Source organism: Pseudoalteromonas sp. APC 3691 (assembly GCF_030408135.1).
In the GTDB taxonomy this organism is placed as follows: domain Bacteria; phylum Pseudomonadota; class Gammaproteobacteria; order Enterobacterales; family Alteromonadaceae; genus Pseudoalteromonas.
In genome coordinates, this window is the sequence record NZ_JASDCB010000065.1 from 1 (window position 1) to 24960 (window position 24960).

21 protein-coding genes and 2 pseudogenes are annotated in these 24960 nt (G+C 38.8%); 13 read left to right on the forward strand and 10 right to left on the reverse strand.

Features of this window, described 5'->3' with window-relative positions:
• The 4 genes and pseudogenes from QL998_RS16865 to QL998_RS16880 form a co-directional block, all read left to right on the forward strand.
• Nucleotides 1-97 (forward strand): annotated as a pseudogene (locus QL998_RS16865) (IS5/IS1182 family transposase); the annotation flags it as partial.
• Between the two features lie 252 nt (nt 98-349).
• Nucleotides 350-1648, forward strand: coding sequence for a PAS domain-containing methyl-accepting chemotaxis protein (locus QL998_RS16870; RefSeq protein WP_197098742.1), 1299 nt, complete (start codon nt 350-352; stop codon nt 1646-1648).
• Nucleotides 1649-1781: 133 nt separating this feature from the next.
• Entirely contained in the window at nt 1782-3947 is a 2166-nt protein-coding gene (locus QL998_RS16875) for a TonB-dependent receptor (protein ID WP_290193114.1), read from the forward strand.
• Between the two features lie 211 nt (nt 3948-4158).
• Nucleotides 4159-5121: a TDT family transporter gene (locus QL998_RS16880; RefSeq protein ID WP_290193115.1), complete on the forward strand. Its 963-nt coding sequence runs from the start codon at nt 4159-4161 to the stop codon at nt 5119-5121.
• A 2-nt stretch (nt 5122-5123) separates the two neighbouring features.
• Here QL998_RS16880 and QL998_RS16885 read toward each other — a convergent pair whose 3' ends face one another.
• Complete coding sequence (locus tag QL998_RS16885) at nt 5124-5282, reverse strand: DUF2986 domain-containing protein (protein ID WP_165586726.1); 159 nt, start codon at nt 5280-5282, stop codon at nt 5124-5126.
• A gap of 170 nt (nt 5283-5452) precedes the next feature.
• Here QL998_RS16885 and QL998_RS16890 point away from each other — a divergent pair, with 170 nt between their 5' ends.
• The gene (locus QL998_RS16890) at nt 5453-6940 is read left to right on the forward strand and encodes a dipeptidase (protein ID WP_290193116.1); all 1488 of its coding nucleotides are present in this window, start codon (nt 5453-5455) and stop codon (nt 6938-6940) included.
• A 69-nt stretch (nt 6941-7009) separates the two neighbouring features.
• Here QL998_RS16890 and QL998_RS16895 read toward each other — a convergent pair whose 3' ends face one another.
• Together QL998_RS16895 and QL998_RS16900 are read right to left on the reverse strand one after the other, a co-directional pair.
• Nucleotides 7010-7795, reverse strand: coding sequence for a putative porin (locus QL998_RS16895; RefSeq protein ID WP_290193117.1), 786 nt, complete (start codon nt 7793-7795; stop codon nt 7010-7012).
• A gap of 114 nt (nt 7796-7909) precedes the next feature.
• Nucleotides 7910-8677: an EAL domain-containing protein gene (locus QL998_RS16900; RefSeq protein WP_290193118.1), complete on the reverse strand. Its 768-nt coding sequence runs from the start codon at nt 8675-8677 to the stop codon at nt 7910-7912.
• A 218-nt stretch (nt 8678-8895) separates the two neighbouring features.
• On the opposite strand from QL998_RS16900, the gene QL998_RS16905 reads away from it, so the two are divergent.
• Complete coding sequence (locus tag QL998_RS16905) at nt 8896-9081, forward strand: 2TM domain-containing protein (protein ID WP_290193119.1); 186 nt, start codon at nt 8896-8898, stop codon at nt 9079-9081.
• Between the two features lie 70 nt (nt 9082-9151).
• Here the strand turns inward: QL998_RS16905 and QL998_RS16910 are convergent, their stop codons facing one another.
• The 6 genes from QL998_RS16910 to QL998_RS16935 all read right to left on the reverse strand — a co-directional run bounded on the left by QL998_RS16910 (nt 9152) and on the right by QL998_RS16935 (nt 16928).
• A complete protein-coding gene (locus tag QL998_RS16910) occupies nt 9152-9589 on the reverse strand; it encodes an OsmC family protein (protein WP_290193120.1) in 438 nt (145 codons plus the stop codon).
• Between the two features lie 130 nt (nt 9590-9719).
• Nucleotides 9720-9854 carry a DUF2256 domain-containing protein gene (locus QL998_RS16915; protein ID WP_076916399.1) on the reverse strand — a complete coding sequence of 45 codons (135 nt, stop codon included), beginning with the start codon at nt 9852-9854 and terminating at the stop codon, nt 9720-9722.
• 2 nt (nt 9855-9856) lie between these two features.
• Nucleotides 9857-11386: a deoxyribodipyrimidine photo-lyase gene (locus QL998_RS16920; RefSeq protein ID WP_165744374.1), complete on the reverse strand. Its 1530-nt coding sequence runs from the start codon at nt 11384-11386 to the stop codon at nt 9857-9859.
• A gap of 445 nt (nt 11387-11831) precedes the next feature.
• Nucleotides 11832-12824, reverse strand: a complete 993-nt coding sequence (locus QL998_RS16925; protein ID WP_165744373.1) for a carbohydrate kinase — start codon at nt 12822-12824, stop codon at nt 11832-11834.
• A 63-nt stretch (nt 12825-12887) separates the two neighbouring features.
• Nucleotides 12888-15476: a TonB-dependent receptor gene (locus QL998_RS16930; RefSeq protein WP_290193121.1), complete on the reverse strand. Its 2589-nt coding sequence runs from the start codon at nt 15474-15476 to the stop codon at nt 12888-12890.
• A gap of 234 nt (nt 15477-15710) precedes the next feature.
• On the reverse strand, nt 15711-16928 hold the full coding sequence (locus QL998_RS16935; RefSeq protein WP_356948112.1) for an ROK family transcriptional regulator: 1218 nt from the start codon (nt 16926-16928) through the stop codon (nt 15711-15713).
• A 226-nt stretch (nt 16929-17154) separates the two neighbouring features.
• Between QL998_RS16935 and fucP the strand changes: the two genes are divergently transcribed.
• The 6 genes from fucP to QL998_RS16965 all read left to right on the forward strand — a co-directional run bounded on the left by fucP (nt 17155) and on the right by QL998_RS16965 (nt 23590).
• The gene (gene fucP, locus QL998_RS16940; protein ID WP_165744371.1) at nt 17155-18462 is read left to right on the forward strand and encodes an L-fucose:H+ symporter permease; all 1308 of its coding nucleotides are present in this window, start codon (nt 17155-17157) and stop codon (nt 18460-18462) included.
• 131 nt (nt 18463-18593) lie between these two features.
• On the forward strand, nt 18594-19202 hold the full coding sequence (locus QL998_RS16945; protein ID WP_165744370.1) for a flavin reductase family protein: 609 nt from the start codon (nt 18594-18596) through the stop codon (nt 19200-19202).
• Nucleotides 19203-19235: 33 nt separating this feature from the next.
• The gene (locus QL998_RS16950) at nt 19236-20891 is read left to right on the forward strand and encodes a YHYH protein (protein WP_290193122.1); all 1656 of its coding nucleotides are present in this window, start codon (nt 19236-19238) and stop codon (nt 20889-20891) included.
• A 9-nt stretch (nt 20892-20900) separates the two neighbouring features.
• Nucleotides 20901-21431, forward strand: coding sequence for a hypothetical protein (locus QL998_RS16955; RefSeq protein ID WP_290193123.1), 531 nt, complete (start codon nt 20901-20903; stop codon nt 21429-21431).
• Nucleotides 21431-22876, forward strand: coding sequence for an ATP-binding protein (locus QL998_RS16960; protein WP_290193124.1), 1446 nt, complete (start codon nt 21431-21433; stop codon nt 22874-22876). The genes QL998_RS16955 and QL998_RS16960 overlap by 1 nt, the downstream gene beginning before the upstream one ends.
• Before the next feature lie 39 nt (nt 22877-22915).
• Nucleotides 22916-23590: a response regulator gene (locus QL998_RS16965; protein WP_165744078.1), complete on the forward strand. Its 675-nt coding sequence runs from the start codon at nt 22916-22918 to the stop codon at nt 23588-23590.
• Nucleotides 23591-23614: 24 nt separating this feature from the next.
• Here QL998_RS16965 and QL998_RS16970 read toward each other — a convergent pair whose 3' ends face one another.
• Nucleotides 23615-24472, reverse strand: coding sequence for a PA4780 family RIO1-like protein kinase (locus QL998_RS16970; RefSeq protein WP_002958167.1), 858 nt, complete (start codon nt 24470-24472; stop codon nt 23615-23617).
• A gap of 361 nt (nt 24473-24833) precedes the next feature.
• Between QL998_RS16970 and QL998_RS16975 the strand changes: the two are divergent.
• Nucleotides 24834-24960: pseudogene (locus tag QL998_RS16975) on the forward strand (IS5/IS1182 family transposase); the annotation flags it as partial.

Here is a 24960-nt window from a genome sequence, read left to right on the forward strand (position 1 = left end):
AGGGATAGCCACGCGGTATGAAAAGCTTGAACGAAATTATCATTCAATGCTCGCTTTAGCATTTACTATGATGTGGCTACCAATGTGGGCTGATTGATATATGTACTACAAAGATCAACAGCCCCTAGTGTTTTTGTTAGGTTTTTAAAATATTAATTAGAAGAAAATACTACTTAAAATTCATAAAATAAAAAAACTATTTATAAAGCAGGCGCCTGTAAGGTATTAAATATTAGCTGAAAGGCTATTTAAAGCTTATATTTACAGTATAGTTACATATTGATATTACATTAATTTGCTAATTTTAGGTCAACAACCCTAGTGCTAATTTACTCCTTAAGGTTTTTATATGTTTGGTATTTCTAAAAAAAACGCAAAAATTGAAGAAATGGAGCTTCAATTAATTCAAAAGCAGTCTGTTTTATCTGCAATTAATAAGCATGTGGCTTATATAGAGTTTACCCCTGAAGGAATAATATTAGACGCAAACCAGTTGTTTTTAAAAACTATTGGTTACAGTAAAGAGCAAATAATTGGTAAGCATCATCGTATGTTTTGCGAAAGTGAGTATGCAAGCTCAAACGAATACAGCAAGTTTTGGCAAGCATTAAAGGCAGGTGACTCTAAAGCAGGATCGTTTTTAAGATACAAAGCGAATGGTGATAAGCTTTGGCTTGAAGCAACTTACTTCCCGGTTGAAGAGCACGGCGTAGTTACTAAGGTTATTAAAATAGCCTCTGATATTACGGCTAGTTACATACAACGAAAGGCACAAGAAGCTATCGCTAGTGCACTTGATAAAGCATTAGCTACGATAGAGTTTACTCCTGAAGGAAATATTTTAAGCGCAAACCAAAACTTTTTAACAACAATCGGGTATAGCTTAAAAGATATTGTAGGTAAGCATCATAAAATGTTTTGTACTGAAGTATTTTATGAGAAAAATCCGCGCTTTTGGAATGAATTAGCGCAGGGGCAGTTTAAGTCAGGAAAATTTAAACGTATTGCCGCCGATGGTTCAGAAATTTGGCTAGAAGCTACTTATAATCCAATATTAGATAGCAAAGGTAGTGTAATTAAAATAATTAAGTTTGCATCAAATATTACCGATCGAATTAATAATAACAGTGCAGTAACTGAAGCTGCTGCAATAGCGTATAAATCGGCGGTAGCTACTGCGCAGACCGCTAAGAAAGGCTCTGAAATACTACAAAGCTCTGTTGCAAACTCCGATGCCATTGTAAGCCAAGTACTTAAGTCAGTTGATTTAATTAAAAATCTTAATGAACAATCAGCTGTTATAGGCTCCATTGTTTCTACAATTAGCAGCATTGCTGATCAAACTAATTTACTAGCACTAAATGCTGCTATTGAAGCTGCTCGTGCTGGTGAATACGGCCGTGGTTTTGCTGTAGTAGCTGATGAAGTAAGACAACTTGCAGCCAGTACGAGTAGTTCAACTAATGAAATAGCGACCGTTGTTAAAAATAACCAAGAGCTCACTAATGATATATCAAGGCAAATTACGTCGGTTTCAGACTCTTCAGAGCAAGGCCGGGAGCTTATTGCGAATGTATCTGAGGTCATTAAAGAGATTGAACGCGGAGCAGATATTGTTTCTCAAACGGTCGCTAAGTTAAATACTTAATTTATTATATGACCTTTTAGATTAAACACACCTAACAACATTCTTAATTGATAAAGTGCGACAATATGTCGCGCTTTTGCTTTTGCAGTTCACACTATAATTACGCCAATTATTACAGTGGCATAAATTAACAATGGTTTATAAAAGCAAAACTCAAAAAACTTACTTACTTTCCCCTGTCGCACTTTTTATTAGCGGTGTGCTATCTCCTTTTGCATTTGCCGACGATACGCCTTTAGAAGTAATTGAAGTACACGGACATGCTCAAAATAAGCATTTAGCACTTGGTTCGTCAGAATCGTTATTAAGTGATTTAGGTGTCGACTTTTCAGCTGCGGGCGGCGTATCTAACCTCCCTATTTTAAATGGTTTAATGGGCGACAGAGTTAAAGTGTTAATTGATGGCGCAGATGTTACCGCTGCATGCGCTAATCACATGAACCCGCCACTGTCGTATATCTCGGCTAATCAAATTACGTCTTACAATGTGGTTGCAGGCGTGTCGCCAGTGAGTGCGGGCGGCGATAATATTGCTGGCGTAATAAGCGTTAATTCTATTTCACCACAGTATAGCGATAGCAATGAATTAGGTTGGCACTCAGGTTATGTATCAGCAAAGTACAGTAGCGTTGATAACGGACGTAAACTTGGCGTTGGTGCACGTTTAGCAACCGACAAGTTTAGCCTTAATTATCAGGGTTCGTTTAGTGACGCAGATAGTTATGAAGACGGTAACGGCGATGTAGTATTAGATACATTGTATCGAGCACAAAATCATAGTTTAACCGCAGCTATGCGCGATGATAAACAGCAATTAATGATAAAGCTAACATATCAAAAAATCCCGTATCAGGGATTTGCAAATCAGTATATGGATATGACCGATAACACCAGTTACGGTGCAATAGCTCAATACAAACGATCTTTTGATAACAGTGAGCTTGAAGGGCAAGTTAACTGGCACAGTGTAAAGCACGAAATGGGTTTTTTCAGTGAAGAAAAAACAGGCATGATGCGAATGAAAACCGATGCACAAGATATAAGTACGCAGCTTAAGTGGCGTATCGCGCTTAATAAAAGCAGCAGTATTTTACTCGCTCAAGAATATTACAATTACAGCATTGATGATTGGTGGCCAGGTATCGAAGGCTCAACCATGATGGGACCAAACGATTACGTAAATATAAATAACGGCAAACGAGAGCGCATAACGGCATTTGCTGAATACGAGAGCCAAATAAATACAAAACTGTGGTTAAACGCAGGCGTGCGTATTGAAAGTGTTAATACCCAAGTAGGTGAGGTTCAGCCTTACAACGATGGTATGAGCATGATGGATATGGACGATATGAGCGACATGGATAGTATGGAAACCATGACCATGAGCGATACGTCTACAGATAATAGCATTGCTGCACAGAACTTTAATGCTGGCGACAGAGATAAAACCGACACTGTAGTTGACGCTAATTTATTAATTAACTACCAAATAACAAATAATGATGAGCTACAATTTGGCCTTGCCCGCAAAAACCGCGCCCCTAATTTATATGATCGATACAGTTGGGGTGTAAGTACTATGGCAACCACCATGATTGGTTGGTATGGCGATGGTAATGGTTATATTGGTAACCCTGATTTAGACGTTGAAACAGCGCATACAATAAGTGCTACTTATATTAAATCGGCTAAAGATGATGGTTGGCGATTAAGCACCAATGTTTGGTATACAGATGTGAGTGACTATATTGATGCTGATAGTGTAAGAAGCTTCAATAGTTATGACTTGGACAATACTGCGCGTAACATTTTTCAGTTTACTAATGTAGATGCGACTTTGTATGGTGCAAAAATAGAGTTAACAGCCAATATTTATGAATCTAAAAATTTAGGCAACTGGCAGCTACACGCTAATGTTACTAATACCAGAGGTAAGCGCGACGATACTAACCAACCGCTTTACCAAATTAAACCACTGGAAACCCAGCTAAGTATTAGTCAGCAAATGGGTCGGTTTGAAAACGCATTATCTTGGCAGTGGGTCGATAATAAAAGCCGTGTAGATAATAATCGTTTTGAAAACCAAACAGACAGCTACAGCTTGGTTAATTTAAGCTCTAAAGCCACATGGGATTCATTAACGCTAAGCGCAGAAGTGAGTAACGTGTTTGATGAGTACTACCAACTCCCACTAGGCGGCGTAAGTATTGCAGCACTTAAACAAGATAGCAGCAACGGGTTTGAACAACTTGCTGGGCAGGGTCGTTCATTTAATGTAAGCATTAGTTACGCGTTTTAACTAAATTAAATTTTAAAATAAAGTAAAAGCCATAACTGTGTTATGGCTTTTTTCATACGCTTTAATATGTAAGCCGTAAACTTATTTTTATGAAATATTTGTACGCAAAAAGCGTTCTATTAAGCACGCTTGTACTAATTTTACAGCGTTATTTTAAGGCAATGCAGTAAAAAGCAGTAACTTGTTCATCACCCAATGATTAGGAAATACAGTGTTTAAGCAATTTAAAAATAAAGTGATGGGTGCGCCAACAGCTATGGCTGGTTTAGCTTTGGGTATTGCCAGTATGGGGTGGACATGGGAAAACGTTTTTAACTTAAATAATCACGGGCAATTTTTGGGAGCGCTACTCGCCTCTGTATTAATTTTACTTTTAGCAGCCAAGTTTTTACTGCACCCTCATTTATTAAAAGCCGATTTAGCACACCCAGTTGCAGGAAGTGTGATCCCTACATTTGCAATGGCTAATCTTGTTATTTCAAACTCAATTGGGCAATTTAACCCATTAGCTGGTGATACTATGTGGGTTTTAGCTTTTGTGCTGCATCTCACATTTTTGGTGAGCTTTTTATACCAGCGAGCAAAAAAGTTTAACTTTGAGGATATGGCGCCCAGCTGGTTTGTGCCACCAGTAGGGATAATTATTGCAGATGTTACTTTTTCGGGAAATCCGACATTAGCGTGGTTAGCTTATAGTGCGCTGGTTATTGGTATATCAACGTACGCGATAATGCTGCCAATTATGTTTTATCGTTTTTTATTAGCATTAAAAAGTGACTACGAAATACAGCCAACACTTGCCATTTTAGCTGCGCCTGCCAGTTTAACATTAGCGGGGTATTTTCATATTGTAGCTAATCCGTCACTTATTATAGTGGGGGCATTATTTATATTAGCGATAATAAAAACACTGATTGTTTACGTGTTATTTATAAAGTTATTAAGCAGACCTTTTACACCGAGCTACGCTGCTTTTACATTTCCGATGGTTATTGGGGCAACTGCATTATTTAAAATGGCTGATTGGATGCAAAGTATAAACCTCGCAATGCCATATGTAGATACAGTTAATTACTTAGCTACGTTTGAACTTATAGTTGCCACGGCAGTGGTATGTTATGTAAGTGGTCGGTACTTTTGCCACTTTAAATTATCAAAGCAACAGGTAACGTAAAGCTACTCTTGGATTACCTGTGGCTCATTACTTTCTTGTTCAGCTAGTTTTTCGCGCTCAGCTTTTGATACATAAGACGGTTTGTTGCTTTTATGCAATTTAGCGTTAGTGCGTTTATCTTTTTTTTGAAATTTAGTGACGATTTTTTTTCGACGGTTCACAATTAAAGACCCTGTTAATGTTAAGTCGCGGATTATACAGTCATCCTCATAAAAGCTGCTATATAAATATTTACCTTAAGTTACCTGTGTGCCTGCCACAAATTGCTATATGTAAGCCTCCCATAGCGTTATAATTACCACTCTTAGTCATTAATTAAATGGGAATTGTTTTGAAAAAGTTAGCTTTAGCCAGTATTGCTTTATTTGCGTTTGGTGCTCATGCGCAGTTAAACAAAAATATTGATAGCGTTGCCGATTACGCAGTAAATACCTACAAAAATGCTCAAATACACACACTAACTAACTTAGTGGCTTTTCCAACCGTTAATAAAAACGACATTAGCGCTCCTCAAAATCCCGATTTTATTGGCTTTAAAGCACTTTTAAAAATGAAAGCCGCAGAGCTTGGTTTCGACTATCAAGATTTAGGCTACACCGTATTAATTGGTATGGGCGAGCAAAGCGAAAAAGTAACGGTAGTAACCCATGGCGACGTGCAACCTGCTAATGCTAGCAAATGGAAACAAAGCCCTTTTATTATTGATACGTCTGAACCGGGTAAATTAGTTGGTCGTGGTACTGAGGATGATAAAGGTGCAATAGCGACAGCGCTTTACGCCATGAAGGCAATTAAAGATAAAGGCATAACGCTTAATAACCGTATTGAGCTGATGATTTATCTTGCTGAGGAATCTGATTGGGAACCGCTTACTAAATTCATGAAAATGTATGAGCAACCAAAATATGCAGTAACGATTGATGCATCATACCCTGTAGTGGTTGCCGAGAAAGGCTGGAGCTTAATTGCACCTACTTTTAATGCAACATCACCACAAACGGGTTTATATGTAAAGGATGTAACTGGCGGTGCGTTTAGAAGCCAAATTCCAGAAGACGCCAGCTTAGTGCTTCACAATGCAGACGCGGCACTTATTAATACATTAAAAGCAAAAGCTAAAACATTAAATAAAGTTGAATTTAACTTTAGTGAAAAAAGTAATGGTTTAGCAATAAGCGTTAAAGGTATGTCGGCGCATTCATCTGAGCCGGAGTCGGGTATAAATGCTATTGCTTATTTAGCTGAGTTATTTAAAGGTGTGAAGCTTGAAAATAACAGTGACGGCGAGCTAATCGACTTTGTGAATCAGTTAATTGGTTTAGACATTCACGGTAAACAATTTGGCGAAATAGCTTACAAGCACGACTTTATGGGCCCAATGACAGTGGCACCAACCGTTATTGAGCGCGATGCTAATGCGCTAACACTTGCTGTAAATGCACGTCGCCCAATGGGTAAAGACGAAGCTGTATTACAAAAGCAAATTGATGATGCACTCGCTAATTGGCAAGCTACTAACAATGTAACACTTGCTAACATAGAAACAATTATTGGCACACCGATGCTACTTGATGGCGCGCCACATGCGCAAAAGCTGCTTGATATTTTCAAGCATTTTACGGGCGACGAAAAAGCTGACTTTGTATCAATAGGTGGTGGCACTAACGCAAAGCTGTTTGATAATGCTGTATCGTTTGGCCCTTCAATGCCGGGTAAGCGCTACACAGGTCATTCAGAGCATGAATTTATGACACTTGAGCAACTTGAACTGAATTTACGTATGTACACAGCAATGATGATAGAGCTTGGTAATATGTAGTTATAGTTGTTTAGTAAAAGCCGCCTTGGTTAACTGAGCAGACCCAGCAAGGCGGCTTTTTTGTGTTTATTAAAACTGGGCTACAAAGCTAAGATTGTATATATCATAGTTATCATTATCAGTGTAATTAGCTGTGAAGTAGTAGCTATCATTAATAAAGTACTTACCTTCAATAACTAAATCAGAGTCGTTTGAGCCAATACCGACTGCAACATGTTTATTGAAGTAATAGTTTGCGAGCACATTAAAAACTGAGTCGTCGCCAACATCTAGATAGTCAACATTTACAGCAAAATAGCTGTCATCATAAAGATGGGCAAAGTAACGTGATGATAGGTCCCACGACTCTGTTTCATCATCTGTTTCAACAGTAAAACCAATGTAGTCGGTGTCGTTAATTTCATGATTATACTGAGCTTTAAACAAATAAACTGTATCGCTATATTCATAATCTAACATACGTACAGATACTTTTAGTGAATCAGCAAATAAGTAACCTAAACCTAGTGAATAGTTGTCGGCATCACCAATATTGGGTAGTTCAAAAGTTGCAAAAGCATTGCCGTAAAAGCCTTCTCCAAAAATACCTTTTCCACTATAACCATCTGAATTAAAATAATTTAAGCCTATATTGCTATCTGTATCCAAGTAGCCAAAATCATCCCAAACACCAGGGTTTTGCTGCTTCTCAAAGTAATAGTGAGTTGATAGCCCATACACATCATCGCTGTAATAATCAGAATCAATTTTTGCGTAGTTTATAGAGTTAAACCATTGTTTTGATTCTGACTGCTCAGCGTTTACAGACGCTGTGCAGCTAAGTGTGAGTAAAGTGAGTGGCATTAAAAAGCGCATAAGTATCCCTTCTTATAATTGAGTAAACTTGTTACTAGAATGGGTGTTATATTAATGTAGTTTTATAAGGCAATTAAATGATTGTAATAAAGTGTTTGCATATTGTAGGTTTTCCTAATTAAAAACGTAGGTTACCTCAGGCAAGTTTTCGAAGCTTGGTTTGGCAAATAAATACCCTTGCATAAGCTCAACACCTGCGTTTTTAAGCCATGTATATTCTTGTACTGTTTCAATGCCTTCAGCTAGTGCGGTTATGTTTAAATCGCGAAACATATTTAAGCAATGAGTTACTATTAGTTGGCGTTTTTTGTCGTTGTTAATATCGCGTATGAGCGCCATATCCAGCTTGATAATATCTGTTTGAAAGTCAGCCAGTAGATTTAAACCAGAATAACCTGCACCAAAGTCATCAGTGGCGGTTTTAAATCCGAGAGACTGGTAGTAATCAACAACGCGTTTAATGTGTGCGGTGTCTTCTATTTTTTCTACTTCAGTAAATTCAAACATAATATTTTGAATAGGAAAGTTATACTTTTTTGCAGCTTCTAGTGTGGTGCGTATACATCGTTCTGGTTTATAAATAGCATTAGGTAAAAAATTAATACTTAGCATTGATGTTATGCCTAACTTTGAAGCTAGTTGAATGGCTTTAATACGGCAAAGCTGATCAAATGCATAGCGGTTGTCTTCATTCACTTTTGAAATAATTGAATAGGCAGACTCGCCATTTAAACCTCTAACCAGCGCTTCATAGCCGTAAATGAGATTAGTTTTACAGTTTATAATCGGTTGAAAAGCCATAGAAAAATCAAATTCGAGATCGTTAGCGTCAGCACAGTTACTACACGTCACTTTTTCGCAATCTTTTGATTTTTCGCTCATTTAGCTCATCCTCTTATGCATATTTGTTTAGGTTAGTTGAGATTAGATTCTAACACAAATAGATTAAAGTATTGTTTTTTATGTTTTTATACGTAATAAATAACTATGTAATTAAATGAAAAATAATGACTAATGTCAGATCACTTAGTGACATTTGGCAGGTGTGTACGTTGCTTATTAAAACAATAATAGCGACATACATTACTTGGAGAATATAAATGAGCAATACAATTACAATAGGCAAAAAAATTAAAGCATATTTACTTATTTTAACTTTGCTAAGCGTTATAAATTTACTAACTTCGCCTAGTTATATCTGGGTAATATGGCCAGCGCTTGGGATGGGAATTGGGCTAGTAGTAAGTGCTTTGAGTAGGAATAAACCTAGAGATACTTCTTTATAATAAAAAAGCCAAGTAAATATTTACTTGGCTTGTTTAGTAAGGGGCTGTCTAAATAGTTAAGTCTAAATAGTTAAAATGCTGATTGAAGTATCGCATCTAGTGATATTTCAGTATTTAAGAGCTTGGAAATAGGGCAGTTCTTTTTGGTTTGCTCGCATAAGGCTTGGAACTGCTCATTTTGAATATCATCAATACGCGCTTTTACTTCAAGGGCAATATGCGTCACCGAAAAACCATCATCTACTTCATCAAGGCTTACAGTGGCTTTAGTATCAATTTTATCTGCGGTAAAGCCTGCATCACCTAATGCAAGTGAAAGCGCCATACTAAAACATGCACTGTGCGCTGCACCTACTAATTCTTCAGGGTTTGAGCCTGCCTCATCTTCAAAGCGGGTATTAAAACCATATGGTTGTTTATTAAGCGCGCCACTTTGAGTTGATATGCTACCTTTGCCTGTTTTAATGTCGCCAGACCATGTTGAACTTGCCGTTTTTTTAATCGTCATCATCTTCTCCTTGCTTGAGTGTAAGCTTTTCAGGTTATCTAAGCCTTATTTACAAAATAAGCTTATATAAAGCCTTAAAAGCACTAATTACTGATGATGCTGCAAAATAGACGCCAGTTAATTATTACTCTTATTTATTACGCCTGCAGCGCTCTGAACAGAAAATAACGTTATCCCAGTCGCGCTGCCATTTTTTACGCCATGTAAAAGGTTTATTACAAATAGGACATATTTTTTGAGGTAAGTTTAGTTTTTTGTGTGCCATGCTTACTTAGCCTTACTATTACTTTTAGTATCCGTTTTACTTTTTGTTCGAGTAACTTTTTGAGTACCCCCAACGTGCTTTTTAAGAATCCTCCCTATGGCACGTTTAACATCGGCTCGCTCACGGTATTGCCATAAGCGTTCGCGTGCTTCTTTTGAGGCCGCTGTTAAATCAAGCATGGGTTCAGGGTAATCCTCCCCTAACTTAAAGTCGTTAAAGAGTGCTTCCATTGGAGTTTGCTCCCAAGGCTGATGTAAATATTCAATAGGGAGTTTTTCAAGCTCGGGGCACCACTTTTTAATGAACGAACCTGTTGGGTCTTGATCTTCTGATTGTTTAATTGGGTTGTAGTGCCTGATGGTGTTAATGCCTGTTACCGAGGCTTGCATTTGAATTTGCGGATAGTGAATTCCGGGCTCAAAATCTAAAAAGTAATTAGCGAGAGGAAAGCTTGCTTGCTGCCAGCTTATATTTAAATGATGCGTTACAAAGCTTACAAGCATGGCGCGCATTCTAAAGTTTATATAGCCGGTGGCTTTTAAGCAGCGCATGCAAGCGTCAATAATGGGAATACCTGTTTGACCTTGCGCCCAGCGTTCAATATCGTTTTTAACATGTTCATCATCGCGATACGGAAATACATGGTAGCCTGGATTAAGGGCTAAAAATTCCATAGAGCACTCGCTCTCAAACTTTTGCATAAAATGGCAGTGCCAATGCAAGCGCGATACAAACGCTGCTAGTGGGCGTTTCCAGCCTCTTTTATCAGGGTGTTTTGAATGATATTCATCAATGGCCATTTGATACACTTGCCTAAGGCTAATGTTCCCCCATGCTAGATAGGGCGAAAGCCGAGAGCAGTGGGTTTGGCTTAAACTTGGGCTCGATATTCCTTTTTGATAACCTTTACCGCGCTCGGCAAAAAAGCTCTGCATTACAGTTCGCGCATGCAGTGGGCCACCTTGTTGAAAGTTGTCATGATCTTGAGTGTAAGCGCTTGGCAGCTCAGGCGCTTGATAGTTATTAAGGGTAATTGTTTTTATACTCTTCCAATTAGGAACAGCAATAGGTGCTTGCATTGTTTGCTGCCAGCGTTCGTTCCAATTATTACGATTTTTTTTGCCGCGAATAACAGCGCCTGTTTGTGATTCTTGCCAATTAATGTGGTTATGCTGGCACCATGCTTTTATTGCCTTATCGCGCTCAAAGGTGTTGTTTAAGCCTATTTCTTGATGGCTAAAAATATTAACTATTTCAAACTGCATCTTTAACGATTCAAGTAAATCGTTCATATTTAAATTAAATATATAAACACAGGCGTTAAAACGCGCTAGCTGATTATTTAACTCAACTATTGATTGATACACAAAGCGCCAGTGCCGCTCATTGTAGTGTGCATCTTCGAGCAGTAATGGCTCAAAGTTATAAAGTAACAGGGTCGGTAAGCCATTACTAAATGCATTTTTTAATGGTTGATGATCGCTAAGACGTAAATCACGTTTAAACCACACGATGTTTATTTTTTCTTTCATACTGGCAATATTAAAACCGTGGCATTATAAATAATAAGACAAAACCAATACGTATTAAATGTAAAAGAAGACTAGTGTAAAAACGATTTTGATATAGGCAACTCATGTTAAGGTGATACTAAAATGAGTCGCCAATAAAAGAAGTATTATAAATAGGGAGAATTACCGTGATACTTAAGCAATTTTGGCACTTGCAGTCATGTGAGAGTACACCTATTAAAGCTTCACCAATTGCAACTACTTCCATTATCTTTTCCTAAAACTTGCGGGGGTATCGCTTTGTATGACGATACCCTCAGTTAGGGTAAAATTAAAAACGCTTACCAATAGTAAAGCTAAAGACACGAGATATGACAACGCGCGCATTAAATATAATTGATTGATCTGCTACCGTTTCACCTGAGTGAAACTTCCCTCTGATAAGTTTCCTGAGTTATTTAGGTTTTTAACATCGACACGAAGATTTAAGGGTACTCGCCGAGATATCATGGTATGTAGGTAGGGCATCAAAGGCTCCAAACGTTGCTACTGTTTTGGCTCCGCACTTAGTAGCAAAGTCGATAGCCTTTGAAACGTTAGTAAAGTTACTTGCCCAGTCAGTAAATTCTGTTTTATTACTCACTAGCGAAGATATTTGATATAAAAAACCACCTACAAACGCATCGCCTGCAGCTGTGGTATCCACAACATATGCCTGAGGGCAAGGATAAGTACCACTAAATGAGCTAGATGAAAAAGTAATAGGCTCGCCACCATCGGTCATTAAAACTAAAGCTACGCCACTATCTACCCAACTTCTAATGGTGGTATCAATATGCTCTATTCCATAAAGCGAGATCAGCTCATCTTTACTCGCTTTAATAACATCAACTGTTTTAGCAACATCCTCAATAACAGATTTAGCTGTGAGTGGTTCATCCCAGAAGGCTGAACGAAAGTTAATGTCAAAGCATGTAACCGAGCCTGATTCTTTAAAGTGTTTTAGCGCATGTAAGGTTGTATTTAATACTAAAGGTTTTGCAAAAGAGCCTGAACAAAAACTCACAATTTTAGGTGTTGAAAATAAAGAGGGCTCTAAATCGGTTATTTGTAAATCGTAATGTGCAGCATCTTTATCGTAAAATTCAAATGTACGTTCACCGTTTTCATCCAACGATACGAACGCGAGTGCCGTCTTCCCTTTTTTTGAAAAGCCAACATAAGATGTGTTTACATTATACATTTTGAGTGCATTTATTAAAAAGCGACCAAATTTATCATTGCCTACTTTACCAAGCAAATAACTTGAACCACCAAGCTTTGCTACGGCTACAGCAACATTAGCGGGTGCGCCTCCGGCAAACTGTGTGAAGTCTAGTTCGCTATTTGATGCCTTATTGTGCATGCAGTCATGTGAGAGTATATCTATTAAAGCTTCACCAATTGCAACTACTTCCATTATATTTTCCTAAAAATTGCGAGGGTATCGCTTTGCATGAAGATACCCTAGATTAGAGTAAAATTAAAAACGCTTACCAATAGTAAGGCTAAAGGTACGAGGTAAGACAACGCGCGCATTAAATGTAGTTGCTTGACCTGCTACCGTCTCACCTGCGCGAGGATCTCCCTCTGATAAGCCTTCTGAGTTATTTAGGTTTTTAACATCGGCACGAAGGTAATAACCGTCTTCGTTTTCAAGGGATAAACCAAGGTTTAACATGCCATACATAGGCAGTTCTGCTGTGTTGGCGTCGTCGGCATAACGTTTACCGCTCCAAGAGTAGCTACCATGAATAGCTGCCATACCCCACGAAAAATCTTCAAACTGATAGCTACTAGTTAATTGGCCAAAGTGCTTAGGCACACGTACAGGTAAGTTGCCGTTTATATCAATAGAGGCAGAGCTTCTATTAGCATCCAAGTATTGCGCCGCTGGTGTGTTTACAAATTCGGGTGATTGGTACGTTGCAGATACACCAATGCGCCAGTCTTGGGTGATTTGCAGGTTAAATTCGGCTTCTACACCTAAGGTTTCTGTGTTTCTAAAGGCTTGACGTTGCACTACTTGACCATTTTCAACAGTAGGTACATTAAAGAATAAATCATCCGCAGCGGCGAAGTAACCGGTTACAAATGCTGCGACATCACCTTCGTTATATTTAATGCCCACTTCGGCCATTACCGTTGAAGCTGGTTGTGTTTCGCGTCTCTCAGAGTTATTAAATTGATTAATTTCCTCTTGACTAGTTAGGTTGGTAATCGCCATGTATTTATCTACATCAGGCATACGAAAACCATCTGCATATCGAGTGAATACCGCTAAGTCGTCGTTAAATTTGTAGTTAGCTGCAACTGTCCATGCCATTTCGTTGTATTCAACATCAAAGTTTCGGTAAGTCCCATCACCAAAGGGCAGGGTAATATTCCCATTGACGGTATCAGTATCGCTGGCAAAACTGTCAATTGTGTAATTAGCTTGGTTTTGCGCTTCCCCATCTGCTTTGAGGGTTTCGTACCTTAGGCCCAGATTAAACGACACATCTTCAAGCTCGTATTCAAAGTCAGCAAATGGCGCAAGGGTATTTTCACTATAAACAATATCGGCAAAACCATGTGATCCAGACTGAATACCTTTGTAAGTACCGCTGGCAATGTCAACACCTTGTGCATCTGTAAATACAACATCTAAGCGCTGCGGCAGGGGCTCTACTGATTGCAGTGTATTAATTCGATAGTCGGTAACATGGCCATTAATATTAGAGAAGAATAAGCCAAAATTAGCATAAAGAGTCCCTTCGCCTACATCATCAAAGGTGTAGTTGAATCTGGTTTCGTTTTGAAAGTTGTCGCCTTCAAAACGTCTATGCCAAAAGCCTGCGTTTATTCCGTATCCATTGGTGTTGTAGGTATTTACGTTGCTTGAATCAGCCAATACAAAGCCGTTTCCTGCATCGCGTATATCGTAACTTAGGTTACCATCAACCATGGCACCTGCAAGGAAATCAGTATTTGCAGCATATATAGCTTGTGCTTTACTAGCTAACGATTCGGCGTTACCTACGTTAATGATGCCGGTAAAGGTTGTTAGCATATCGGTATAACGCATTTGATTTGAAAAGACTAAGTTTTCGTTGATTTCAATTTCGGTTGTATTGCCAAAGTAGGTCACATTAGCGTAGTTACCATCTGCAATATCCAAATCAATGTCGCCGCTTGGGGTGTTATTAAGAGTTAATAAACGCGCACCTGCTGAGTTACCGGTGGTGCCATCTCTGATATCCATCCCGCCTGGGATTGTTTTAGCATTGGTGGTTGAGCCTATTAATGGCTGAGGAATAAAAAAGAATGATCTATCGTTTTGTTTATTAAACTCAAAGCGGGTAAAGCCGCTGCCATCTTTAAAAAAGTGCTTAATATTGCCATTAAGTTCACCACCTTGGTTAGCTGTATACCCCGGATCGCGTGCGGAGTCATCCTTGCGATACCAAGCGCCAACTGCATAGGTTGTCTGATCGTCTATTGATCCGCTAACCCAACCTTGTCCACCTAGGCGGTTGTTGCTGTTGGTTTCAAAAAACACATCACCTTGGGTATCATCGGAGCCTTCACGAGAAATAAAATTAATAAACCCAGCTGGCGCGCTACCAACAAAAATTGACGAGGCACCACCACGAATAGCTTCAACGCTGCCAACAAAATTAGACAAACGGGTAAAGCGATCATTTTGAGTAAATAAAATATCTTGATTATAAAACACGGTCATACCATCACGAAGTAGTGCTGTAAACTCTGTTTGCGTTGATAACGGAAAGCCTCGTGGGGCTACGTTGTTACCGGTTTCTCCACCGGTGTCTTCGGCATGAAAACCAGGAATACTTCGCACTAATTCAGCAACACTGTGCGGAGCCAATTGCTCTAACTTTGCTTCGTTAAAGGTAGTTATTGCATTAGTTGATTCGATTTTCTCTTTTGGCCGAGATGTTCCCGTTACAATGATGCGCTCAAACCCTAAATCACTTTTTGCTTCTTGTTGCTCTTGTGACAAGACGTTAGGGGATATGGATAGACCTACAGCGACTGCAATTAGAGTCATTTTTGCTGATACTTTCATTTTTCTGTTCTCTCTTCGTTGTGTGTGTATACAAATTTGCGGTTTTATTAATCAAACATGTCAGTGTTATCAAATTTGTAAATAGAATGTAGAGAACTTAAAATAATAAATCAACTATTATTATTTATTATTTTTTGTACAGCTTTTTGATTGTTTGAGTGAATTTTTTACCTCTGATAAAAAATAAATAAGCAGCCAACGTTACCGATGGCTGCTTTTTAACTTTAAAGTATATTAGTGGTGTGAAAGGCTTGCGTGATCTTGAGAAAAGTTGATAAGTAACGGTAGGTTAGCGCAGCCTACTGATTGAGCCTTGGCGCCAATAGAGCCACTTTGTACTTCACAGCGATTAATACCGCGATGATCAGCCTGGCTCAATTTTAACTTTGTTGCCAAAACTATTTTTTCTCTGACATTGATAGGAATGGCGCCATCAATGACAATTGCCTCAAAATCAAAAATAGCTAAAGAACACAATGCCGCGTAGGCGAGGCCATCTGCAACTTGGTCTATCCACTTATCGAGTACGGGGCCTAAGTCTCCCCAATACTCTTTTGAACTCCATAGTATGTCAGTATTGTAGCCATCACCTTTGAGCATTTTTTCGAGAATATACAGTGATGATTGCATAATAAGTTGTTGGGAGGTTAGTTGTCCTTCTCTATTAAGCATAGGCCTAGGTAATGAACCTATAGCGCCGGCATTACCTTTTTTACCAGTAAATAAGGTTTCGTTTATAACAACTCCACCACCAATAAAAGTACCAATAAAAATATATAAAAAATCGCTAAAACGAGCAGGATTACCAAAGCTTAATTCAGCTGAACAAGCCGCAGTATCATCATTACATACATACACGGGAAGGTGTACAATTTGATTTATTTTTTCTTTAAAATCAAAAGACTTCCATTCATTCAATACTGTTTTTGGAGCGCCGGCTTCTTCTGTCCAGTTCCAAATTTCGTAAGGGGTTGCAACACCCACACCTAAGATACGCTTGGCTAATTCGTCACTTAAGCTCATTTTAAGTACGCTGATCCCTTTCTCTAAAAAGGTTAGCAAGCTCTGTACTGTGGGGTAAGCGCAGTTTTCGTGCAAAGTTGCGCGTATATTTCCTACTAAGTCAATCAGGGTTAAATCAAAACTGCGACGACCTACTTTTAAGCCAATTCCAAATGCACCATCTGGATTTAACGCAAATGGGATGGTTGGTTGGCCAACCCTGCCACGCTGCGGGTCTTTCCGTATTAATAACGATTCTGCTTCTAAGCTATTGATAATTACTGTGACGGCCTGTGCTGAAAGTCCTGTTTTTTGTGCTATTTCAGCTTTTGGAGCACTACCGTGTTGGCGAATTAATGACATAATTCGGCGTTCATTATGAGCACGCAGGCCAGATTGGCTTCGGCCTTCTTGTAAAGAGAGTCGAGGGTTTTTAGATTTGATAATTATTCCTACCTAGTTGTTATTATCTTGAATAACCTGATTAATTGTACACCGAGTGTGTGTAATTGGCGACTATATTAGCTTTATTGCCGGGTTCATTTCTTATTATTAAATTTACGACAGAGTATAAATAAGTCACAGGAGGTTAATAAATAACTATAGTTGATTTATTGACGGAATGATATTTAACTGGTTAAATGCTTTACTTAACATTAACAACTGAGACACGGCAATGACCACACACACACACACACAAACACCTCTTGTCTCCAAGGAGATGGTGGTTCCCTTTATTTTACTTGTTCTGTGCTTTGCTGCATGGGGAGCTGCGGCAAACATGACTGATCCGCTAGTAAAAGTGTTTAGTAAAATTTTTACTATGTCGTCAGTGCAGTCTGCATTGGTACAATTTAGCTACTATGGAGCTTACTTTTGCCTAGCTATTCCGGCGGCATATGTCAATAAACGCTTTTCGTATAAAACAGGTGTGTTAACCGGTTTAGGGATGGCTGCAATCGGAGCATTTTTGTTTTATCCCGCCAGCCAAGCAATGACTTATGGTTTTTTTTTAGTGGCTTTGTTTGTGTTAGCTGGAGGCTTATCTATTTTAGAGACATCAGCAAACCCTTATGTAATGGGAATGGGCACCCAACAAGGTGCAACTCGCAGGTTGAATTTGGCGCAATCATTTAACCCTGTCGGTACTAACATTGGTGTTTTTTTAGCCGCCACCCTTATTTTACCAAAGCTCAATACCGCAACCTCTGGTGAGCGCACAAATATGAATAGTGAGCAATTAACTAGCATTATAAGCGCAGAACTTGATGCAGTTATGGTGCCTTATGTTGGTATGGCTTGTGTGTTGGTTTTTATTTGGTTGGCAATTGCGTTTACTAAAACACCTAATTTTTGTAAGCAAAAAAAAGTCTCTAAGCATGTAGAATTTAGTGCAACGTTTAAGCGCTTGTTTAAAAATACCCATTACCGCTTTGGTGTTATCGCCCAGTTTTTTAATGTTGCGGCGCAAACTTGTGTATGGACATTTACCATCCAGTACGTAATGGAGGCACTCGATACAAATGAAGTTACTGGGGGAAGTATTTTACAATACAGTATGATCACCTTTTTAGTTTCTCGATTTGTAATGACCTGGCTTATGGGATTTATTCGTCCTGCCAAACTGTTAATGGCAACCTCTATTATTGCAATGCTGCTGTGTTTTTATATGGTGAAAATGCCAAATATAAGTGGCGTATGGGCGCTGGTAAGTATATCGGCTTGCTTGTCGTTAATGTTTCCAACTATTTACGCGATTTCACTACATGGGTTAGGCGATGATGCAAAACTAGGTGCTGCTGGTTTAGTAATGGCTATTTTAGGTGGAGCGATAGTTCCTGTATTCCAAGCTGTGTTTATTGATACATACAGTGTCGCGTTTTCTTATGTTGTGCCTGCGGGGTGTTTTATTATTGTTGCAGCTTATGCTGCATTTGATTTAAAAACAAAAGTCAGAGTATTCAATAATGTAGCGCCTTGCTAAATGGATTGAAAACCGAGCCTGAAGGCTCGGTTTTACTTTTTAACTTTTCTCATTTGTAAATCTTCTTTAACCCCAACCTTCATCGGATTAAGATATTAGGCATGTTGATATTCTTATTTAGTTGAAAAAATATGTTTTTAGATCTCACCGAAAATACCAACCAAAATGTTTACTCTTACTTAGTAGGCGGTATCAGCCCAAGGCCTATCGCATGGATAAGTACATTAAATAGCGAAGGTAGTGCAAATATTGCGCCTTATTCATTTTTTACTGTGGCTAGTTGCAAGCCAGCTGTTTTAAGTGTTACGCAAGTAAACCCTAGTGATAAAACGAATAAAGATACGCTTAGTAATCTAATGGCAACTAAAGAATGTGTGGTTAATATTGTCAGCCAAGAGCTAGTTGAAAAAATGAACCAAAGTTGTGCAAATTATCCTAGTGATATAAGCGAGTTTGATGCAGCTAACATTGCCCAAGCTCCAAGTAAGTTAGTTAACGCGCCAAGCGTTGCCGATTCAAAAGTACGGTTTGAATGTAAGTTACGCGAAGTTATTAGTATTTCAAATGAGCCTGGCGGTGGAACAATGATGTTGCTGGATGTAGTGGGTATTTGTATAGACGATGAAGTGATGAGTGGTGGCTATATTGACCCTGAATTATTAAATGCAGTGGGCAAAATGGGCGGCGATTACTTTAGTACAACCAAAGATAAGTTTTTGCTTAAAAGGCCACAGTTGTAATTTTAATATAGATTCTTCCTTTGTTTGTGCACATTGTTTGCACTTTTACTTGTTAACTTTGTTTTATTAAACGTTAAAGTAAAGGTTCAAGCATTGAAAACACTTCTTAAAACAAAAGCCGTTAATGCCACTAAGTTATTTGCGTTAAGCGCGCTTTGTATTGCTTTAAGCGCATGTAATAGCGATTCTACAAGTACTACAACAGACGGCGAAACGGTCAGTAATAGTGCTCCAACTGTTGACGCCGGTATTGACCAAACTGTTAATGCGGGCGATACCGTTTATTTAATTTCAACAGTTGAAGATGATGGCGAAGTATCTGTTAGCTGGTCACAAACATCAGGCACTACCGTTAGTTTATCTTCAAGTACTGCAACGTCTACTGAGTTTGTTGCACCTGAAGTTTTAACCGATGAAGCACTTGTATTTGAAATCAGTGCAGATGATGGCACAAACGATGTCGTTGTAGATACAGTTATAGTTAATGTTATTGCTTCATCAGACTCAGATACAGTTGATAATAGTGCAAAACTTACCAGCTGGTTAATTAACAACGATACAACCTCTACTTATATACAAAACAATGGCGCAGTGGTTGAAGATGTTCAATCAGTTGAGGTTGTTACTGTTTCTGAGGAAGATGCTGACGTTGAATACATGTATGTGCAAACAACTGACATTCCTAAATATGATGTAACGCTTACACAAGACCAAGTAGACGCGTTAAATAACCGCCCGCGTGCAGCTACCGATTTTTATAACGGTGTAACTTCTGCAGTAGTAGGGCAAACCATTTCGTTTGGTGAAGATATTGGCTATAACAGCAGCACTGAAAACTGTGATGACACAGGCGGTGCAGGCTATTGGCCTCCAGGACCAGGTTGTCCGACTGAACAAGCTGTAGAAGCGTACTTTCCAATAACACCCACCGATTTACCTGACACCGAAACCTGTGAAACTGGCCTAGGTACAGTTGGTTTAATGGTTAATGGCACCAGCATATTTAATTGGGGCGATGGTATGAGCTACGGTAATAATGTTTGGTATACGTTAGCGCCAATTGCCGAACAATACGATGTGGATGTATGTGGCGGACATGCTGCTAACGGTGAATATCATCACCATTTTTACACTAGTTGCTTAGCTGATTTACTTGAAGATGATGGCGATGCGCATTCACCTATTTATGGGTTTGCAGCTGATGGCTATCCACTTTATGGTCCTTATGAAAGTAACGGACAACTAGCATTAAGTGGCTGGGAAATGCGAGATTATGGTGCACCTACAAGTGAAGGGGGGTGTGGTACTGAGGGTGAGCGAAGCTGTACCTTAGTTGATCAATACGATGTTAGCCAAGGTACACAAACAAGTGATGCAGGTCCTGCTATTGGCGCACAAGTAACGACGCTCTCTGGTAATACATTAAATGCCGACGATGGTTATTATTTTGAAGATTTCTACTATGCACAAAAAACAGTAACCGGTGCACAACTTGATGAGCATAACGGCCACGATACTAACGATGGCAAGGGTTATCACTACCATATAACACTAACGCTAGACAGCGATGGTAAATTACAGCCTTCTTTCCCTTATCAAATAGGGCCTCGTTTTAAAGGTCAATTAGCCGATAATTCAATTGGTCGCTGTGATACGGGCGAAACAATGGGTCCACCACCAGGAATGTAAGGAGTAACTATGCGTTATTTTAAATACGCATTGATCCTAACAACTGCTGCGCTATTGAGCTTCAAGCTCTTTGCGCAGCAGGAAATGATGGATCATAGCCATATGCCTATAGCTGTGCCAAATGATACGCCAATCCCGGCATTAAGCCTTAAGTTATTAAAAGATAGTATGTCGGGTTATAACTTAATTTTAGATACACAGCGTTATGATTTGTCTGTGCCGCCAGAGGGCACGATGAACATGCAACAAATGATGGTTGCGACAACAAACCAAGACACCGTTTTTTTACAAGGTCATGCTCATTTATACATTAATGGGGTTAAAATACAGCGAATTTACGGACAAGCGTTGCATTTACCTGCTAACTTATTTAAAACGGGTATAAATACCGTATCGGTTACTTTAAATAATCATGGTCATATGTATTGGACCGCTCAAGGTAAAAAAATAGTTGCTACGCTGTATGTTAACGACCAAACCAAAGAGTTTATAACATACCGATTTGAAAGCTTTCCTAGCAAGGTTGAAAACACGCATTAATGAAAATTCATAATAAACTTTTTTTAATACTATTTAGTTTTACCTTTAGTGTTATTGCAGGGCTGGTGGTTCTTATACAATGGAGTATAGGGCAAGGCGTAATTGATTTTGTTAATGCAAAAGAAGTAAAAGCGCTTGAACCACTTGTTGTGCAACTTGCAAAGCAATACGAACAAACACCCTCATGGGAACGAGTTGTTGGCGATAGCGAAAACTTTAGAAAACGTGTTGAATCGCAATTAGAAAATAGCCAGTTTTTGCCTAGGCCACAAGAAGGCTCAGGTCCGCGTGGGCGAATGATGCGACGACCGCCGCCAGATCATATTCGTTTAGAGGAAGATCGCCGCCCACCGCCAGAAAATATTGCTCACTACGCTTTGCTTGACGAAAATAAACAGCGAGTAGTGGGTAGATACCTCAGCGATTTAAAATATATAACAACCCCAATTATTGTTAACGATAAAATAGTGGGTTACTTAGCAGTTTCTAAAAGAGATAGCTTGGTTGATGGCTATGAGCTTGATTTTTTACAGCAGCAAACTAACTACTTATGGTTTATTGCTTTAGCTGCGGTATTGCTAACATTAATGGTTACTTTTTTATTGTCTCGTCACCTAGTAAGCCCTGTAAAGCAAATTGCTAACGGTATGCATCGTTTAACGCAAGGTAATTACGAGACCAAACTCACGCTTGAGCGAAAAGACGAGCTAGGACAGTTGAGCGAAGATTTTAATACGCTTGCATTTACACTCGCTAAAGATGAGCAAGTACGTAAGCGTTGGCTTGCTAATATTTCTCATGAGCTTAGGACGCCAATGAGTATTTTACTCGGTGAACTTGAAGCTATGCTACTTGGTATACGAGAACCGAACGCAAAAAATATAAGTTCGGCTAACGATGAAGCCCTACATTTAAAACGCTTAATAGACGACTTGCATATGCTCAATAGCGCAGAGTTAGGAGGTATGCACTACACAATGCAACCTACTGATATGGCATTATTATTAAATACTATTGAGCAAAAATATCAGGTTTTGCTTGAACAACATAATATAAAAATATACTTGCTAAATAGCGCTAAACACATAACTGTACAAGCAGATAAAACACGCCTTTTGCAGCTACTCGATAATATTTTAATGAACGCCGTGCACTATGCACAATGTACAACTATTTCATTAACAGCTAAAAATATAAGTATTAAAGGGCAAACTTATTTAGAGCTTATAATTGAAGATAATGGTGTAGGTGTAGAGCAGTCGCATTTATCGCATTTGTTTGAGTATTTATATCGAGTAGATAGTTCGCGTAATCGCCAAGAGGGCGGTTCGGGCTTAGGTTTATCTATTTGCCAGCATATAGTTAAAGGTCATAAAGGTGAAATAGCTGCAGAAAAAGCCAGCTTAGGCGGCCTTGCTATTATTATTAGATTGCCAACTATTTAATTTATAAAAATAAAGTTGAGGTTACTTACAGAGATGCCTATGAGTGAACAAATACTGATTGTGGAAGATGAAGTAAAGCTAGCTAACTTAATGAGTGACTTTTTAAGTAGCCATCACTTTATTACACATCAAATACATCACGGGGATGAAGTATTACCTTGGCTTGAAATTAACAGGCCGAGTGTAATCTTGCTAGACATAATGTTACCAGGCCAAAGTGGTATTGAACTGTGTAAAGCAATTAGGCGCTTTTCAAACGTGCCTATTATTATGGTATCGGCAAAAGTAGAAGAAATAGATAGGCTGCTTGGGCTGGAATTAGGTGCAGATGATTATATTTGTAAGCCGTTTAGTTATGCTGAGCTGGTGGCACGCGTAAAAGCTATTTTAAGGCGATTAAATAACGCAAGTGACGTTACAGAGTCAACAATGAAGCTTGACGAAAGCAGCTACAGCGTAAAATTTAAATCAAACAGTATAGAATTGACGAACTTTGAATTTCAACTATTTAAACCTTTGTTTAACAACCCAAATCGTATTTATTCGCGCGATAGCTTAATGGACACTATGTACGCCGATCAGCGTATTGTGAGCCATCGTACTATTGATAGCCATATTAAAAAGTTGCGTAAAAAACTAGATGAAGTGACACAAACTGAAAGTGTTATCCAGTCTGTTTATGGGGTTGGCTACCGGTTTGTGCATCCACAGTAAGGTGAAATGAGCTATGACGATGAGTTACTCATCGTCGTCAGCATTTTTAATTCGCTCTAAACGGTCAAACTCTTCGTATTCGGCAGCTTGAATTTCATCAAGAATAGAATCTACATCAGCAAGTTCGTCGCTGTCTTCAAATTCACCTGTAAGCGTTGAATTAGGCGTTAAATTGGCCTCTTCAAATAGTGCCCACATTTCTTTAGCGTATTGAGTTTTTAGTATGCTTGGCGCAAATTCACCATAGTAGCGGCGTATGTTATTTACATCGCGTGCAAACATAGCTTGTGCACTGTTATTTGCTGAAGCGTTAACGGCTTGCGGTAAATCTATAATTACAGGGCCGTTATTATCTACAAGTACATTAAACTCAGATAAATCACCGTGTATTATACCAGCGCAAAGCATAAGCTTAATGTAATGTATCATGAGTTTATACTGCTCAATCGCTTGCTCTTCACTAAAAACGACATGTCCTAGTTGAGGGGCTACGTTACCATCTTCATCAGAGACGAGCTCCATAAGCAGCACGCCATCAATACAAAAGTAAGTATCAGGAACACGTACACCCACGCCAGCTAAACGAGATAACGCATCAACTTCGGCATTTTGCCAAATTTCTTCTTCTAATTGGCGGCCATAGCTAGAGCGTTTACCCATAGCACGCGCTTGGCGTCCACCACGTACTTTTCGGCCTTCTTGATATTGTGCCGCCTTTTTAAAACTACGTTTAACCGCATCTTTATACACTTTCGCACAGCGAATATGTTCACCACAACGCACAATAAATACATCGGCTTCTTTACCGCTCATTAGTCGGCTTATTACTTCGTCAATAAGGCCATCATCAACAAGAGGTTGTAGGCGTTTAGGTATTTTCACAGATTGCCTGCTAAGTAGGGTTGGTTATTAATCATTATTTATGAAAGTGCTCTGTATTTGTTTGTTTAATTGGCTCAAGCAGTATATCAGCTTTGAGAATTAAGGGCAGTAACACTACTGCCAGAGAGTAATTAATCGTATTATTTTATTAGCTTATATATTGATTGCAAAGCAATCAACCAGAACTTTTTTTGAATCATCAGTTTTTATTAAAAATAATTTATTACTTCCTCATTATTTGCACATTGTTTGCGTTTTTAAAGCGTAAGCTTAGGGCGTGTTGATCTTTGTGGTATGAAAAACAAACAGCATGAAGATAAGGTATAATTGAATTCGCCAGAAAACTTTACACCGAACCTATATGCCAAGATTAATGTTAACAGACGGGACATGGAATGTCTTATCAAAAGTAATGTACTTAAGTGGTCGAATTTATAATAAGCCCGACCATAGAAAAACGCTCGAAGGCATACTGTATAAGATGCGCA